The organism is Bradyrhizobium sp. MOS002 (assembly GCF_003020115.1).
Taxonomy (GTDB): domain Bacteria; phylum Pseudomonadota; class Alphaproteobacteria; order Rhizobiales; family Xanthobacteraceae; genus Bradyrhizobium.
Genome location: NZ_PYFX01000039.1, coordinates 1 through 16640 on the forward strand (window position 1 = coordinate 1; position 16640 = coordinate 16640).

At 64.6% G+C, this 16640-nt stretch carries 15 protein-coding genes; 5 read left to right on the plus strand and 10 right to left on the minus strand.

Features of this window, described 5'->3' with window-relative positions; genetic code table 11:
* Positions 1 to 294: 294 nt before the first annotated feature.
* From hemC to C7G41_RS35975, 3 genes are read right to left on the minus strand one after another with little or no spacing between them, the layout of a single operon-like run.
* On the minus strand, positions 295 to 1275 hold the full coding sequence (gene hemC / locus C7G41_RS35965; RefSeq protein ID WP_106946952.1) for a hydroxymethylbilane synthase: 981 nt from the start codon (positions 1273 to 1275) through the stop codon (positions 295 to 297).
* A 24-nt stretch (positions 1276 to 1299) separates the two neighbouring features.
* Positions 1300 to 2925: a GMC family oxidoreductase gene (locus tag C7G41_RS35970; protein WP_106946953.1), complete on the minus strand. Its 1626-nt coding sequence runs from the start codon at positions 2923 to 2925 to the stop codon at positions 1300 to 1302.
* A 51-nt stretch (positions 2926 to 2976) separates the two neighbouring features.
* Positions 2977 to 3567 carry a TetR/AcrR family transcriptional regulator gene (locus C7G41_RS35975; RefSeq protein ID WP_106946954.1) on the minus strand — a complete coding sequence of 197 codons (591 nt, stop codon included), beginning with the start codon at positions 3565 to 3567 and terminating at the stop codon, positions 2977 to 2979.
* A 100-nt stretch (positions 3568 to 3667) separates the two neighbouring features.
* On the opposite strand from C7G41_RS35975, the gene C7G41_RS35980 reads away from it, so the two are divergent.
* Together C7G41_RS35980 and C7G41_RS35985 are read left to right on the plus strand one after the other, a co-directional pair.
* Positions 3668 to 4033 carry a nuclear transport factor 2 family protein gene (locus tag C7G41_RS35980; protein WP_106946955.1) on the plus strand — a complete coding sequence of 122 codons (366 nt, stop codon included), beginning with the start codon at positions 3668 to 3670 and terminating at the stop codon, positions 4031 to 4033.
* Positions 4034 to 4377: 344 nt separating this feature from the next.
* A complete protein-coding gene (locus C7G41_RS35985) occupies positions 4378 to 6339 on the plus strand; it encodes a bifunctional diguanylate cyclase/phosphodiesterase (protein WP_106946956.1) in 1962 nt (653 codons plus the stop codon).
* Positions 6340 to 6483: 144 nt separating this feature from the next.
* Here C7G41_RS35985 and C7G41_RS35990 read toward each other — a convergent pair whose 3' ends face one another.
* From C7G41_RS35990 to pgm, 4 genes are all read right to left on the minus strand, one after another.
* Positions 6484 to 7464 (minus strand): PDR/VanB family oxidoreductase, encoded by a 981-nt coding sequence (locus tag C7G41_RS35990; protein ID WP_106946957.1) that lies wholly within the window; start codon positions 7462 to 7464, stop codon positions 6484 to 6486.
* A 12-nt stretch (positions 7465 to 7476) separates the two neighbouring features.
* The gene (locus C7G41_RS35995; RefSeq protein WP_007595257.1) at positions 7477 to 8229 is read right to left on the minus strand and encodes a GntR family transcriptional regulator; all 753 of its coding nucleotides are present in this window, start codon (positions 8227 to 8229) and stop codon (positions 7477 to 7479) included.
* A 6-nt stretch (positions 8230 to 8235) separates the two neighbouring features.
* Complete coding sequence (locus tag C7G41_RS36000) at positions 8236 to 9285, minus strand: aromatic ring-hydroxylating dioxygenase subunit alpha (RefSeq protein WP_199198789.1); 1050 nt, start codon at positions 9283 to 9285, stop codon at positions 8236 to 8238.
* Between the two features lie 293 nt (positions 9286 to 9578).
* Positions 9579 to 11225, minus strand: a complete 1647-nt coding sequence (gene pgm, locus C7G41_RS36005; protein WP_106946959.1) for a phosphoglucomutase (alpha-D-glucose-1,6-bisphosphate-dependent) — start codon at positions 11223 to 11225, stop codon at positions 9579 to 9581.
* 142 nt (positions 11226 to 11367) lie between these two features.
* On the opposite strand from pgm, the gene C7G41_RS36010 reads away from it, so the two are divergent.
* Together C7G41_RS36010 and C7G41_RS36015 are read left to right on the plus strand one after the other, a co-directional pair.
* Positions 11368 to 12510: a S9 family peptidase gene (locus C7G41_RS36010; RefSeq protein WP_106946960.1), complete on the plus strand. Its 1143-nt coding sequence runs from the start codon at positions 11368 to 11370 to the stop codon at positions 12508 to 12510.
* A gap of 98 nt (positions 12511 to 12608) precedes the next feature.
* Positions 12609 to 13427: a lytic transglycosylase domain-containing protein gene (locus C7G41_RS36015; RefSeq protein WP_106946961.1), complete on the plus strand. Its 819-nt coding sequence runs from the start codon at positions 12609 to 12611 to the stop codon at positions 13425 to 13427.
* A gap of 213 nt (positions 13428 to 13640) precedes the next feature.
* Here the strand turns inward: C7G41_RS36015 and C7G41_RS36020 are convergent, their stop codons facing one another.
* Positions 13641 to 14453 (minus strand): response regulator transcription factor, encoded by an 813-nt coding sequence (locus C7G41_RS36020; protein ID WP_106946962.1) that lies wholly within the window; start codon positions 14451 to 14453, stop codon positions 13641 to 13643.
* A 439-nt stretch (positions 14454 to 14892) separates the two neighbouring features.
* On the opposite strand from C7G41_RS36020, the gene C7G41_RS36025 reads away from it, so the two are divergent.
* Positions 14893 to 15525 (plus strand): MBL fold metallo-hydrolase, encoded by a 633-nt coding sequence (locus C7G41_RS36025; RefSeq protein ID WP_245446895.1) that lies wholly within the window; start codon positions 14893 to 14895, stop codon positions 15523 to 15525.
* A gap of 31 nt (positions 15526 to 15556) precedes the next feature.
* On the opposite strand, the gene C7G41_RS36030 is transcribed toward C7G41_RS36025, so the two are convergent.
* On the minus strand, positions 15557 to 16447 hold the full coding sequence (locus C7G41_RS36030; protein ID WP_106946963.1) for an aldose 1-epimerase family protein: 891 nt from the start codon (positions 16445 to 16447) through the stop codon (positions 15557 to 15559).
* A 74-nt stretch (positions 16448 to 16521) separates the two neighbouring features.
* Positions 16522 to 16640 (minus strand): hypothetical protein (locus tag C7G41_RS38940; RefSeq protein WP_146159877.1); only part of this gene is annotated, 119 nt, incomplete at its 5' end.

The following is a 16640-nucleotide window of genomic DNA, read 5'->3' on the forward strand; positions in this document are numbered from 1 at the left end:
GTCCATGGCATGGTGACCTCCCTCGAATCTTTGCAAATCCGAAGGAATCACAGGCCAGCCAAAGCCGCTCACCCTTTTCCGGTCAGGCTCTCAGGATGAGGTCCTGATTTGCGCGTCCCCGAACAAAAACGCGAAAACAACCCCATGCACAGTAGAGAGATCACGCCCGATCAATGGCTTAGAGCTCGCTGAAATCAGATGCCGTCATCGCACCAGATCGCGCCGACGTTTGACACGTCGGGCAAAACAGGAGCAGAATGGCATGATCCACCGATTGTGATTTTGCAGGCCATCTTAGCGCGGCCGGCTGCGCTCGATGATCTCGGCGGCCCCCTTCGCCAGCAGATCCAGTCCCACCGCACGGCCGAGTTCGCGTGGGCGATTGGCGGGGCCCGAGCGCAAGGCTTCGATGATGGTGTTGCCGGAGAGATCGAGCACGGACGCGGTGAGCGACATCTGATCGCCCGCAATGGTCGAAAAGGCCGCCACCGGCGAATTGCAATGGCCGTTCAACACCCACAGCACCTCGCGCTCGGCATCGGCAGCGGCGTGGGCAGCGGGATCATCGATCGACGCGAGGATGCGACGCGTCTGCCAGTCCTGTGCCGCGCATTCGACGGCGACGATGCCCTGCCCCGCTGCGGGGAGCATTTCCGCCGCGGAGAATTCGTAGGCGATGCGATGGGAAAGGCCGACGCGATCGAGGCCCGAGCGCGCCATGATGAGCGCATCGGCAGGACCTACCTCGCCACCATCCGGCAGGCGCTGCTTCTCGCCATTGTCGAGTTTTCGCACGCGCGTGTCGGCGGCGCCGCGGAAGTGGATGATCTCGACGTCGGGAAACAATCGCCGCGCATAGGCGGCGCGGCGGACCGCGTTGGTGCCGATCTTGAAGTCCTTGCCACGGGATTGGCGCAACGCCTTCAGCGTCACGCCGTCACGCAGCACCAGCGCGTCATTGGGAGGATCGCGCGAGAGCGTGGCGCCGATCACGAGGCCGGGCGTGTCTTCGTTGCCGGGCATGTCCTTCAGCGAATGCATCGCCGCCTGGAGTTCGCCCGACAGCACGGCGGCGCGGATCTGCGCCACGAAGGCACCGCCCTTGCCGCCATGGGACAACAGCTTGCTGGTCTGGTCGAGATCGCCCGTGGTGTCGAACTTGACGATCTCGACGTCGAGATCGGGCAAGGCAGCGGTCAGGCGGCGCGCGATCTCTTCCGTCTGTGCCAGCGCCATCGCGCTCTTGCGTGTGCCGATCCGTAGTCGAATAGCCAAGCCCTTATCCTTTCGAAGCGCGGCCTACCGCGCATCCTCCAATATCATGTCGGAGGCCTTTTCGGCGATCATGATGATCGGCGCATTGGTGTTGCCCGAGACCAGATCAGGCATGATCGAGCCGTCGACGATTCGGAGGCCCTCGAGGCCCCTCACCTTCAGCCGCTGATCGACCACCGCGAGCGCATCATTGCCCATACGACAGGTCGAGGTCGGATGGTAGATGGTGCTGCCCCGCTCGCGGCAATAATCCAGCAGCTCGGCATCCGTGGCTATCTTCGCTCCGGGATCGTACTCGTCCACCACGAACGGCTTCAGCGCCGGTGCATGCAATATCTTGCGCAGGATCTTCAGACCTTCCACGTTGGTGGTGCGGTCGGTCTCGGTCGACATGTAGTTGATGCGGATCTCCGGCGGCACCGTCGGGTCGGCGCTTTTGATGCGCAAGGACCCGCGGCTTTCGGGACGGAGCTGGCATACCGAGGCGGTGAAGCCGGAGAAATCATGAAGCTTCTCGCCCATCTTGTCGGTCGAGAACGGCAGGAAGTGGACCTGGATGTCGGGCGAGGCCAGTCGCGGACTGGTCTTGAAGAAGGCGCCCGCCGTGCCGGCGGCGATCGTGAGCCAACCTTTGCGGAACAGCGCATAGCGCGCGCCGGCCATGGTGCGTCGGAGCGGATGATTGACGGTGTCGTTCAGTGTGATCTTCTGCGAGCAGCGCATCACGATGCGGACCTGCATGTGGTCCTGGAGGTCGTGCCCTACGCCCGGCGCGTCCAGCACCACATCGATACCGTGCTTGCGCAGGAGGTCTGCGGGTCCGACGCCGGAAAGCTGGAGCAGCTGCGGCGAGTTGTAGGCGCCGCTCGACAGCACGACCTCCTTGCGAGCGCGAGCGCGGCGCAACGTGGCGCCTTGCCGGTATTCGACGCCGACCGCGCGGCGGCCCTCGAACAGCACGCGCTGGCCAAGCGCGCCAGTTTCGACCTTGAGATTGTGGCGGGCCTTGGCGGGGCCGAGATAAGCCACCGCCGTCGAGGCGCGGCGGCCGTTGCGCGTCGTGGTCTGGAATAGGCCCACGCCTTCCTGCTTGGCGCCGTTGAAATCAGGATTGTAGGGCAGACCGGTCTCGACCGCGGCATCGATGAACGCCTTCGACAGCGGATCGGTCACGACCATGTTGGACACCGGCAGCGGGCCGCCGCTCCCGTGGTATTGATCGGCGCCGCGCGACTGGTTCTCGGCCTTCTTGAAATAGGGCAGCACGTCGTCATAGCCCCAGCCGGCGTTGCCGCGCTGACGCCATCTGTCGTAATCCTCGTGCTGGCCGCGGACATAAAGCAGGCCGTTGATTGAGCTCGATCCGCCCAGCGTCTTGCCGCGCGGCTGGAACACCTGTCGGCCCTTCAGCTCGGGCTCCGGCTCGGTCTGGTACATCCAGTTGACGGTCTTTTCCTTGAACAGCTTGCCGTAGCCGAGCGGCACGTGGATCCAGATGTTGGAATCCTTCGGGCCTGCCTCGAGCAGCAGCACGCTGTGCTTGCCGTTGGCCGACAGCCGGTTGGCGAGCACGCAGCCGGCAGAGCCGGCACCGACGATGACGTAGTCGAACTCAGGGTCGGAGGGCGTCAGGGAGGAAGTTGCGTTCATGCGCTACTGTTCTTTTTGTTGGTGTGCGTTTCCAATCATCACTTAGCACGATCATGCAGGGACGCGCAGCGCCTCGACCAGCGACCTGAACGCACGTGCATATTCCGCACCCGCCCTTGCGATATCGGCGCGTCCGGCGCAGGCGACCGCGGCCTCCGTTACCGCGCCGAGCAGCAGCCGGGCCAGCGGCTCGACCGGCTGCCGCGCGATCAGGCCGGCCTCCATCGCCGCCGCAATCGCGCGCGGCAGCTTGCCACCGAAATGTTTCGCGTCGATCTCGCGCCAGCGCTCCCAGCCGAGCACGGCCGGGCCGTCGCGCAGGATGATCTGGCTGGTCGGGCCCTTGGCGGTCGCGGCGAAATAATGCTGGGTGCCTGCGACCATCGCGGCAAGCACGTCCTTCTCGGCACGGGCCGTGCTGTCGATCTCGGCGACGAGATCGCGCGAGACCTGGTCGAACACCGCTTCGAACACCGCCTCCTTGGTCTTGAAGTGATGATAGACCGCGCCCTTGGCGACGTGGGCGGCTTCGGCGATCTCGTCCATCGTCGTCGCGGCAAAGCCTTGCGTCCCAAACAGGCGGCGCGCCGCCGTCAGGATCGCCTCCGATGTCGCAGCCCGCCGCTCCGCCTGTTTCGCCATGGGTCTGCTGTAATCGAAATGGGCGAGGACGGCCAGTTGACTTTTCGACCGCCGGTCGGTATTTACCGACTAACAGTCGGTTTAACTCGTGAGGTGCGCCATGCCGAGCCGTGATGTCGTCGAAGCTTTTGCCAAACGATTGGAGAACGGGGATTTCGTCGGGGCTATCCTCGACTACTACACGCCGGACGCCGCCACCTGTGAAAACCAGGCCGAACCCCTGGTCGGACGCGACAAGCTCGTGGCCAAGGAGCGCGGCGTGCTGGCAGCCTTCAAGGAGGTCAAGGCGGTGCGCATCGGGCCGAGCCTGATCGAAGGCGACCATGTCGCCACGCGCTGGACCTTCAGCTTCACCAACGCCGACGGCATCATCCGAACGCTGGATGAGATCGCATGGCAGACGTGGCGGGGGGATGAGCTCGTCGAGGAACGCTTTTATTACGATCCGAAGCAGTTGGGGCGGTGATGCCTAAAGCACAGCTGTAATCGCCCGCGAAGGCGGGCGATCCAGTATTCCAGAGACGGCAGTGATTCCTCGATAGGCTGCGGCGTACTGGATGCCCCGCCCCAGTGCGCAGGTGCGCACAAGGCGGGGCATGACAGCGGAGTTGGTAGCGAGCATGCTCCTGCCGCGACGACGATGACGACCACGCCTCGCATTTGTATCGATTTGTTATCGATACCCCTTACGAACACGCAGAAGTGGTCAGCGCAATCATCGCAAGCTCGGATAATTCATAGTTCGTCAAAGGTTTGCAGCGAATTCTCCTGACCGGGCCGGACAAGCGGCCCATGCTGCTAGGCTCTGGAATGCGGACTCAAACGACCAGCTATTTCGCGCGGCTGTTCGCCGGCGATCTGTCGGCCTTTGGCGGTCCCGTAACCGACGAAGCCGTCGCCGGGCATATCCGCGCCGAACAGATGTCGCTGGTGCTCGGCTATTCCGTCGGCATCATGCTGGCCAATGCCTGCAACGCCGCGGTGCTCGTCGTCGCCCTGTGGCATTCGCCCGACTTGAAGCTGGCCTTGATCTGGGCCGCCATCGTGGCGGGCGCCGCGATCGCGTTCGGCCTGCAATCCCATGCCGCGCGCCGCATCACCAAACCGCAATTCGTCTCGCGCCGCGCCATGCATCGGCTGGTGCGCAATGCCTTTCTCCTCGGCGCCGCCTGGGGCATCGTCCCGGTCGCGTTCTTCGCCGATGCTTCGACCGGCGGGCAGCTCGTCATCACCTGTCTTTGCTCGGGAATGCTGGCCGGCGGCGCGCTTGCCTTCGCCACGATCCCCATCGCGGCGATCGCCTTCACGGCCCCGATCTTCGCCGGCATCGCGATCTGCCTCGGCAGGAATGGCGATCCGGCGTTTCTCTTGATCGCCTTCCTGGTGGTGGTCTACGGATCGGTGCTGCTGCGCAGCGTGTTCGTCAATTCGGTCTCGTTCGCACGGCGCGTGATGCGGCAGATCGAGGCCGAGCGTTCGGTGCGGCAGGACCCGCTGACCCATCTGCCCAATCGCGTCGCCTTCAACGAAACGCTCGATGCCGCCCTGAAGCGGCTCACTCTCTCCGGCGAGGAATTCGCGGTGCTCCTGCTCGACACCGACCGCTTCAAGGAGGTCAACGACAAGTTCGGGCATCCCGCCGGCGACGAGTTTCTGGTCCAGATCGCGAGCCGCCTGCAACGCTGCACCCGCGCGGCCGAGCATGTCGCACGCATCGGCGGCGACGAGTTCGCGCTGGTGATGGCCAATCTGGCGCGGCCGGAGGATGCGCTCGAGATCGCCGAGCGCTTCGTCGCGGCCTTCGACGAACCGTTCCGGATCGAGGGCCGCCAGATCGTCGGCGCGACCAGCGTCGGCATTGTGCTGGCGCCGCGCGACGGCAACACGCCGCTCGACATCATGAAGAACGCTGATGCCGCGCTCTACCGCGCCAAGAACGCCGGACCCGGCACAGTGTGTTTCTTCGAGGAAGCCGACGACCGCTCGTCACGCGACCGCAAGGCGCTGCAATCGGATCTGGAAGGCGCCATCGCCAGGGACGAGCTGTTCCTGGTGTTTCAGCCTTTCCTCGACCTCGACGGCAACCGCATCACCGGGTTCGAGGCACTGCTGCGCTGGCAGCACCCCCAGCGTGGGCTGGTGCCGCCGAGCGAGTTCATTCCGATCGCCGAGGAAACCGGGCTGATCCACGAGATCGGCGAATGGGTCGTCCGCCGCGCCTGCGCGACGGTTGCCGAGTGGCCCGAGGAGATCAGGATCGCCGTGAATTTCTCGGCCGCGCAGTTTCACAACAGCGGCCTCCTCCAGATCATCGTGCAAGCCCTCGCCGACGCGAGGATCGCGCCGCAGCGCCTTGAGATCGAGATCACGGAATCCATGCTGCTGTCGAAATACGCCTCCGCCGCGTCGGTCCTGAACGCGCTGCTGGAGCTCGGCGTCACCGTGGCCCTCGACGATTTCGGCACCGGCTTCTCCTCGCTGACTTACCTGCGCAAGCTGCCGTTCAGCCGCATCAAGATCGACCAGTCCTTCATCCGCGACATGCTGGTGCAGCCGGACTGCGCCGCGATCGTGAAATCCGTGATTGGGCTCGCGCGCGACCTGCGCATCGGCGTGGTTGCGGAAGGCGTCGAGACCGCCGACCAGCTCGAATATCTGCGCCAGATCGGTTGCGACGAAGTTCAGGGTTATCTGATCAGCCGGCCGGTGTCGGCGGATGACGTCCTGACGCTGCTCGACCCGAAGAAGCTTCGGGCGACTTACGCGGCGTAGATCCTCTGCGGCGCATCCTTCGAGACGCTCGCCTTTGGCGAGCTCCTCAGGATGAGGTCCTTCTTCGCGGCGAGACTTTAGACCCTCATGGTGAGGAGCGCCGCTTTACGGCGCGTCTCGAACCATGAAGGCCGGGCAGCTGCCTTAGACCGGATCCGCACGCAGCAGCGTATCCACCGTGATCGTGCCCCGCGCGCGGGAGACGCAGGCGCAGATCTTCTGATTGCTTTGCTTCTGATGGTCGCTGAAGAAGACGTCGCGATGGTCGATCTCGCCGTCGACGGCGACCACGTCGATGGCGCAAAGACCGCATTCGCCGCGCTTGCAATCGTACATCACGGCATGGCCGCTGGCGTTGAGGACATCAAGCATCGATCGCTCGCGCGGGATCTCCAGCTCGATATCTGAGCCTTTCAGGCGCACGCGAAATGTCTCGGTCGGCAGCGTGCCGCTCGAACCAAAAGTTTCGTAGCGAAGATCGGGAAGCGGATGGCCGGCGCCGATCCAGGCGTGGCGCGCGGCATCCAGCATCCGCATCGGGCCGCAGAACAGCGCCAGCGCGTCCTTGGGCACCGAGGCGAACAGCGCGTCGAGATCGATCCGCTTGCCCTCATCGCTGGCGTGAACGACCAGGCGATCACCGAGCATCGCGGCGAGATCGTCGAGATAGGCGGCCTCGGCGCGCGAGCGCACCGCGTAATGCAGCGTGACATCGGCGCCGCGCTTGGCCAGCGCCTGCGCCGCACCGAGGATCGGCGTGATGCCGATGCCGCCGGCGATCAGGCAGTAGTTTTGGCGCGCCCAATCAACCGCGAGCAGCGACGCCGGCGTCGTGATGTCGAGCCGCGCGCCCGGCTGCAACGACCACATATAGCGCGAGCCGCCGCGCGAATCCTCGGCGCGGCGCACAGCGATCCTTAAACCCCGCGACGAAGCTTCCCCGACCAGCGAATAGGACCGCGTCTCCGGCTGCCCGTCGATGGTGACGCTGATATTGATGTGGCTGCCGACCGGATAGGCGGCGCCGTCGAACTGGTCCGGCCGGATCAGGAATTCGCGAATGTCGGGCGAAAGATCGCGCGTCGAGACGAGCGTCGCCGGACTCCAGGTTTCGATGAAGCGCATGGCACTCCCCTCTCAATCGGTTGCGGACTTGATCAGCGCAAGCGCCGGCAGCAGGTCGAGATGGGTCCGGTTGCGCAGCGCAAGCCGCAGATTGCGCACCGCGAGCCGCGCATGCTCGCGCATGACCGCCTCGGCGCGCGCGCCTTCGCGGTTCTCGATCGCGTCGATCACGACGCGGTGGTGCTCCTGCCCGATGATGAGGATCTGCTGTGCCTCTGGCAGCGCCGATTGCGCCATCACGAAACCGCTTGGGGATGCAAACGGCAGCGACGAGGCGCGGTCGATCTGCCGGATCAGCGGCGGGCTGCGCGACAATTCGGTGAGCAGGGCATGGAAGCGCGCGTTCAGGGTGACGTAGGACGAGAACGCATCGACCGAGATCGGGACCTGGCGCAACAACTCGTCGATCGCGGCAAGGCACTCCTTCAGCGGCTCGAGCTCGCGCGCGGAGACGCCGCGCTCGGCGGCAAAGCGCGCGGCGAGCCCTTCGAGCGTGCCGCGCAGCTCGATGGAATCGGAGATGTCGCGCTCCGAAAACGCCTTCACCATGAAGCCGCCGGAGGGAATCGCCTCCAAGAGGCCCTCCTCCTCCAGCCGCACCAGCGCCATGCGCACCGGGGTGCGCGAGGCGCCGGTCGTCTCCACCGCCTGGAGCTCGGAGATACGCTCGCCCGGGCGCAACGAGCCCGACAGGAGCTGGTCGCGCAGTGCGAGCTGCGCCTTCACGGTCTGCGAGACGGAGCGGTCGACCTCACGCTCGGCCATGTCGGCTTACTCCGCGGCCTGGAGATGCTGCGGCGGATTTTCCTTCGCCACCATCTTGTCGATCAGCTTGCGCGTCCACATCGCGCCGGCGTCGATGTTGAGATTGTAGAAGATGCGATCGGGGTTCTCGTCCATCGCGCGCTGCTGCGCCTCGAGAATCAGCTCGTCCTCGTGGAAGATGCCGGAGACGCCCTCGCGGATCTCGGTGGTGATGCGCTGCTCGCCGAGCTGATAATTGCGCACGAAGGACCAGAAATAGTGGCAGGTCTTCTCGGTCTCCGGCGTGATGGTGTTGAGCACGAAGCCGTTGACGCCCTGCGAGCGGTCGCCTTCGGGCGCACCGGTGCCGGTCGGTGCCACGCCGACGTCGATGGCAATCGTGCACGGCGCTTCGAAGCGGATGATCTGCCAGCGATCGACGAGGCCGGATTTGCCGAGCTGCTTGGCCCAGAACGGCGGCGCCTCGATGCCGCGCATCCAACGCGTCACCGTCACCGTCTTCTCGCCATGGGTGACATCAAACGGCGCCTCTGCAACCGCCTCGTTGCCGATGGACGAGCCGTGCACGAAAGTCTCGTGGGTGAGGTCCATGAGATTGTCGAGCACGAGGCGGTAGTCGCAATTGACGTGGATGGTCTTGCCGTCGCCGGCCCAGGCCGGGTCGTGATTCCAGTGCAGGTCGGGCACCAGCGCGGGATCGGCCAGCGCCGGATCGCCCATCCAGAGCCAGATGTAGCGGTGACGCTCGACCACGGGATAGGCGCGCACGCAGGCCGACGGGTTGATGGTCTCCTGCGAGGGCATGAAGGTGCAGCGGCCTTGCGCATTGTACTTCAGGCCGTGATAGCCGCACACGACGGTGTCGCCTTCGAGCCGGCCCTTGGACAGCGGCACCAGGCGGTGCCAGCAGGCATCCTCCAGCGCTGCCACCGAGCCGTCGGCCTTGCGATACATCACGACGTGCTTGCCGCAGATCGTCCGCGGCAATAGCGCCGGCTTCACGTCGGCGTCCCAAGCGGCGGCATACCAGGCGTTCATCGGGAAGGGTTTTGTCACCGGTCTCACTCCCAAGGCTTCTGAATACGTTATGTATACAATAGCTGAGGGATAAAATCGTTCAAGACTAAAAATGGCGTATTATAATACCTAAGTTTATCACGATGTATACAGGACTAGCTCCACTGTCATTCCCCGCGAAATCGAGGAATCCAGTACTCTACGGCGGTCATTGGTTCAGACAATTCCGCCGCGGAGTACTGGATCGCCCGCCTGCGCGGGCGATGACACCGTGTGGTACGGCGATGCCTTCCCTTGGTCGGAAAAACGGCACAGCGCTTCGGCTTGGCGCCTTACGCCCCGAACACCTTCGCCAACCCTGCCTGAGCCTCGAGCTGAATCGCCTTCAGGTGCTCGGTGCTGCGAAAACTCTCCGCGTAGATCTTGTAGACGTCCTCGGTGCCCGAGGGCCTCGCGGCGAACCAGCCGAAATCGGTTTCGACCTTGATGCCGCCGAACGGCTGGCCATTGCCCGGCGCCTTGCTCAAGGTGGCGCGGACGGGATCGCCGGCGAGATCCTTCAGGCCGAGCTGCTCCGGCGTGACCGATTTCAGGATGTTCTTCTGCGGCGTGGTCGCGGCGACGTCGATGCGCGCGTAATGGGGCACGCCGAACTCGGCGGTGAGATCGTTGAAGAGCTGGCTCGGATCGCGGCCGGTCTTCGCCATGATCTCGGCCGCCAGCAGGCCGAGGATGATGCCGTCCTTGTCGGTGGTCCACACCGTGCCATCGCGGCGCAGGAACGAGGCGCCTGCGCTCTCCTCGCCGCCGAAGCCGAAGCCGCCCGTGAGGAGACCATCGACGAACCATTTGAAGCCGACCGGCGTCTCGACCAGCTTGCGGCCGAGTTTTTTCGCGACGCGGTCGATGATCGAGCTCGACACCACGGTCTTGCCGATCGCGGCGTCCCTGCCCCAGTTCGGACGGTGCGCGAACAGGTAAGAAATCGCGGTCGCGAGATAATGGTTCGGATTCATCAGGCCGCCGGTGCGCGTCACGATGCCGTGGCGGTCCGCGTCGGTGTCGTTGGCAAAGGCGACGTCGAAGCGGTCGCGCATTGCGATCAGGCTCGCCATCGCATAAGGCGAGGAGCAGTCCATGCGGATCTTGCCGTCCCAATCCACCGTCATGAAGCGGAATGTCGGGTCGATCGCCTCGTTCACCACGGTCGCCTTCAGGCCATAGCGCTCGATGATGGGATGCCAGTAATGCACGGCGGCGCCGCCGAGCGGATCGATGCCGATATTGACGCCGGCGGATTTGACGAGGTCGAGATCGACGACATTGCCGAGATCCGCGACGTAGGGCGTGACGAAGTCGTAGGCGTGGACGTTCGCGGATTTGCGTGCCCTGGCGTAGTCGATGCGCTTCACGCCCTTGAGGCCGTCGGCGAGATACGCATTGGCGCGCTTCTCGATCACGGAAGTCGCGTCGGTGTCGGCCGGCCCGCCATGCGGCGGATTGTATTTGTAGCCGCCGTCCTCGGGCGGATTGTGCGAGGGCGTGACGACGACGCCATCGGCAAGGCCCGAGGTGCGGCCCTTGTTGTAGGTGAGGATCGCATGCGAGATCACCGGCGTCGGCGTGTAGCCGCCGTCCTTGTCGATCATGATGTCGACGCCATTGGCCGCGAACACCTCGACCGCGCTGACCAGCGCCGGCTCGGCCAGCGCATGGGTGTCGATGCCGATGAAGAGCGGACCGGTCAGCCCCTTTTCACGCCGGTAATCACAGATTGCCTGCGTCGTCGCGAGGATATGGCCCTCGTTGAAGCTGGTCTTGAACGAGGTGCCGCGATGGCCGGAGGTGCCGAACGCCACCCGCTGCGCGGGATCCGCGACATCCGGTTTGCCGGCGAAATAGGCCGTCACCAGCCGCGGAACGTTGGTGAGCGCGTCCGGCGAAGCCTGCTTGCCCGCCGCGGGATGAACATCAGCCACTGGATATACCTCGTCCTGTCGTAGAAATTGCGCAATACCATAGCATCGGCCAAGCCCCCGCCAAGGGCACAACACGCGCGATGGGTCGGCCGTTCCTGAGATCGTGCTATGGTCTTTCGATCGGGGCTTTTCGAGTCGGGGCATGACGTTGTTTCAGAGGCTCTTGGTTGTTCTGATGGCCTGGCTTGCGACGGCTGGCATCGTGCCCGATGCGATGGCCGCGGAGTTCTACACCGAGGATTTGCGTATCCCGATGGCCGAGGCCGGGCCGCAGGGGCTGGAGGCGTTCCTGGTCCGGCCGGCCGGGACCAAGCGCTATCCGCTCGCGCTGCTCAGCCACGGCTCGCCACGCAGTTTCGACGATCGCGCGACGATGTCCGCGCACAAATATTACGGCATCGCTCTCGAATATGCCCGCCGCGGCTTCGCCGCGCTGATCGTGATGCGGCGCGGCTACGGCACCTCGTCCGGCGGGCGCGTCGACAGCGTCGGCGGCTGCGCCAATGCCGCTTATCTGCCGGCCGCGGCGGTCGCGGTGGCGGATTTGCGCGCGGCGATCGAGGCGATGGCGCGCAGAGCCGACGTCACCACATCAGGCATGATCGCAGCCGGCCATTCCGCCGGCGGGTTCGCCACCGTTGCGTTGACAGCGCAGGCGCCAGCGGGTCTCGTCGCCGCGATCAGCTTTGCCGGCGGGCGCGGCTCGCGCGACGACGACGACGTCTGCAATCCGAACGGGCTGGCGCAGGCCTTCGCCACGTTCGGCAAAACCTCGCGCGCGCCGATGCTGTGGGTCTATTCCACCAACGATTCGTACTTCGGTCCCGAACTCGCGCGCCGCCTCCATGACGGATTTCGCGCCAATGGCGGCAACGCGAAATTCATCGCAGCGCCGCCCTACGGCGACGATGGCCACTATCTCTATTCGGTCGTGAGCCGTCCGCAATGGACACCCTATCTCGACGCCTTCCTGCGCGAGCGAGGTCTCGGCCACGACGTCCTGAGCCCGCCCGATCCGCTGCCGCCGCCGGGCCAGCTCAACGAGGCCGCGCGCGCCGAGTTCGCGCGCTACCTCGCCAGCACGATGCCGCACAAGGCTTTTGCGGTGTCGCCGAACGGCGGTTACGGCTGGCGTTCGGGGCGCGCGACGGCCGACGAAGCCCAACGTGATTCACTTGCCGCCTGCACGAAATGGTCGCCCGCCTGCACGCTCTATGCGCTCGACGACAAATTGGCCGGGGCTGCGCCAAGCACATCAACCGACCAGAGCTCGCGGTCGCGATAGCCTCGTTGCGCCGCTGGCCGCTCGCGCCGTCCGAGCCGGGCCGCACCCGGGGCCGCCAGAAAATCGGTTGTTAACTCGAAAGATATAATACGTACTCCATGCTGCGGGATCGAACACACATCACTGCCCGCGCGACGTGGAAACACGTTGCGATCGCTGTGCTTTGGTTGGCATCCACCTCCGTGCACGCTCAGGACGGCGCCCTGAACGACGCCGAACCGGCGTTGGCGGCTGGCGGTCACAATGCAGATCTCGGTGCTGGAGAGACGCCGGCCTCGCGGGCGGCGATTCGAAAAATTATCGAGAGAGAAACGGCCAAGACCAATCTGCCGGCCGATATCGCGGAGGCCGTCGTCTTCGTTGAAAGCGGATACAATCCGGGCACCATCGGCACCGTCGGCGAGATCGGCCTGATGCAGGTTCGGCCCGAAACGGCAGCGACGCTCGGATTTCGGGGAAACAACGCAGAACTCGCAGAGCCCGACATCAACATCCACTACGGCGTTCTCTACCTGAGCCGCGCATGGCGCCTGGCAGGCGGGGACCTTTGCCGAGCCCTGATGAAATATCGAGCGGGTCATGACGAGGAGTCCATGACTCCGCGCTCGCAGGTTTATTGTAATCGCGCCCGCAATCGTCTTGTCTCCATGAACTCGGCGACGGTGGGAAACCAGGCTGCGGCCGTCCCAGATGTGGCACCGGCGCCAACTCCGGCGCCCACCATCTCGAAGTCAGAGCACAATCAGAAGTCAGCGCACAATCAAAAGGGACCGGCGCGGCCGAAGGACGTTTATACGCGTTATCGTCAAGGCACGGCGGCCGCGAGCAGGGCATATTGGGCAGTACAGGAAGCCCGGGTCCGCCTCATCAAGGATCGCGTCGAAGCCAAGTGGAAGCGGGTCGCGTCACGCCAATAGAATTAGAGTTGCTTGCCTTGAGACGAGCCGCGATTGGACGAACTACTTTTTAAAACGAACCTGAATAGAGATCATGCACAATAGTTTGAGAGTTTTGTTTGCAATCTTCGCGACCGGCGCCGTGGCCTTGTCGGCCTTTCTCGCGATTCGGTTCCTCGTCGGCTTCAGTGGCTGAGCCCGCGCAGCCGGCACCATTTCGTGCTGCGCCTGAGTCTAGAGCCGCTCGCTCAGCGCGAGCTTGTAGCCGACGCCGGTGACCGTGGTGATGACTGGCGTGCCGCTGCCGACGAGCTTGCGGCGCAGCCTTGCCACCAGGGCATCGACAGTGCGGATGTCGACCTCGGCCTGGCGGTTGCTGACCACCTCGACCAGATAGTCGCGGCTGAGCGGCCGGCCGTCGGCGCCGACCAGCGCCGCGAGCAGGTCGAATTCGGCACGCGTCAGCGCCACCGGCTTGCCGTCGCTGCTAAGCAGCTCGCGCCGCGTCAGGTCGATGATCCAGTCGCCGAAGGCGATCGAATTGTGGGTGCGCGCCGCCCTGCGGTCGATCGAGCGCCGTCGCAGCACGCTTCGCGCGCGCGCGAGCAGGTCGCGCAAATTGATCGGCTTGGTGACGTAGTGGTCGCCCGCGACCTCGAGGCCGAGGATGCGATCGACGTCGGTGTCGCGGCGGGTGACGAAGATGATGCCCGCGTTGCTGGTCGCCTGGATCTCCTTGGCGAGATCGAAACCGTCGCCATCGGGCAGCTGCACGTCGAGGAAGACGAGATCGGTCCGCGTCCGCGGCGCCTGGCGGCATTCCGCGCAGGAGCCGGCGCCGACCACGTCGAAATTGTTCTCGCTGAAATAACCGACCAGCATCGTCCGCGTCACCGGATCGTCTTCGACGACGATCAGCCGCTCGCGGCCAGCGACACGCAATTCCTGACCTGAGGAATCAGCCACGATATTGGATGTCCTGTGTGCTTGCGGGCCGACCTGGAAGCTCAGGTCGCCGAGCGCGCCGTCCTGTGAACGTACATTCACGACTTGTTCGAGCCCCCTCGAATTGCCTGCTGCAATACTAGGCGCGTTATCGCGCCCAAACAACATTGGTCACGATCCAGCCGCATTAAGTATGAATTGGCCCACACTTCTCATCCCGTGCATCATGTTCGGGAGCCCCGCAAGTAGCTGTTGTGCGGGGCGGAAGCCCCTCCCGCCGCCGCTTGCCTCGCCAAACGCTTCAAATCTACTGTAACGCCCGAAAAGTCTGCCCCAGGAGGTGGTGCCATGGAAGTCATCCTGCTCGGCACCGGCGGCCCGCGCCCGGACCCGCGCCGCATGGCGACGACCACGCTGATCAGGCTCGGCGAGGAAAACATCCTGATCGACGCCGGCCGCGGCGTCATGGTGCAGCTCAGCAAGGCCGGCGTGCCCCTCGGCTCCATCAACACGGTCTTTCTCACTCGACCTCTACGATGTGATGCTCAATTCATGGTTGCACGGGCGCAAGGACGATCTGCACATCTATGGACCGCCGGATACCGAACGGCTCGTCAATGCGCTCGTCACGCAGGTCTACGACAAGGACATCGCCTGGCGCGATCAGGGCGAGCCGAGCTTCGGCGGCTGGAAACCGGTCGTCGCGACCGACATCATACCGGGCCCAGTTCTCGACACGGGGCGCTGGAAGATCAGCGCCGAACTCGTCTCGCATGGCGACGGCCCCAACATGTCGCCGGCCTTCCTCGCCCGCTGGATGTGTCTCGGCTATCGCTTCGAGGCCGAGGGCAAGGTCATCGCAATTTCCGGCGACACGGTGCCCTGCCCCGGTCTCGAGCGACTGGCCGAAGGGGCCGACCTGCTGGTCCAATGCTGCTTCCTCGCCACGCCGGAGATCGACAACGAGCACCTGCGCCGGCTTGCGAAATTCACGATGGCTTGCGGCGATACAGTCGGCAAGGTCGCGGCCAAGGCCGGCGTCAAAAAGCTCGCGCTGACCCATCACCGGCCTCGCACCGACGATTCCATGCTGAACGCGCTACTTGCGGACGTCAGGCGGGACTACGCGGGTCCTGTCGTGCTCGGCGAGGACCTCACGCGGATCGAGGTCTGAAAACTCGAGATGCGCGAAAGGCCGTCCGGCCTCAGGCCGATCCAACCTCAACCCGAAACGACAACTGCTCTTCCGTTCCGGGCGCGATGTGCATCAGGCCCGGCTTGTCAGTGAATTCGCCATCGAAGCCGGCTGGGCTGGCATAACCGCGCCAGGGCTCGATGCAGAGGAACGGCGCGCCCGAGGGTTTCGACCAGACGCCAAGTTCGCGAAAGCCGCGCCACGACATTTTCAACCACGGCCCGGTGGACGCGCCCTGCTCCGCGGCATAGCGGACCGAATTGCTCGCGATCCGATCGAAGATGATTGCGTCGTCGACGAACAGGGATTCGGACAAGGGCAACACGGAGCCTTTGATCGGGCTCGGCTCCGTTGCCGGGCGCAGCAAGCCGCCGTCGAGACGGCGGATGGGCGATGGCTCTGCGTTCGCGAAGCTCAGCGCGTAGCTCTCCTTCGCCAGCCCCGGTTGGAGCGGCCAGTTGAATGCGGGATGGCCGCCGAGCGAGGCCGGCAATATCTCCTTGCCGGTGTTCGCGATCACGAGTGAAAGATCGAGACCGGATTCGTCGAGCGCATAGGTTGCCGTCAGGCGGAACGCGAAGGGATAGAGCGCGCGCGTCGTCTCGCTGTCTTCGAGCATCAGGACACAGCGACTCTCGCCACGTTCCGCCCACGCAAAGCGGCTGTCACGGGCGAAGCCGTGCTGGGTCATCCGGTAGCTCCTGCCCCGATGCCGCAATTCGTCATTGGCGAGACGCCCGACGATCGGAAACAGCAGCGGCGCATGTCGTGGCCAGGCCGGCTCCGCTTGCCAGACGAACTCGACGCCGGCATCGCTCGCCAGCGAGCACATCTCGGCGCCATGCGCCTTGATGGTCGCGGTGAGCCCGCCGCTGCGGATCGTGTGCGTATCGTCGGTCATGACAGCCTGTTCCGATCGTCGCAGTTCGCAGGACAATTTCTAAACGTTCGCGGAATGTTGCAGCGACACTCTGCTCACGACCTTTGATAGTCGTCTTCAATCCGGATGATGTCGTCTTCCCCGAGATAGCTTCCGGTCTGGACCTCGATCAGCTCCAGCATGATTTTACCGGGGTTCTCCATCCGGTGCACCG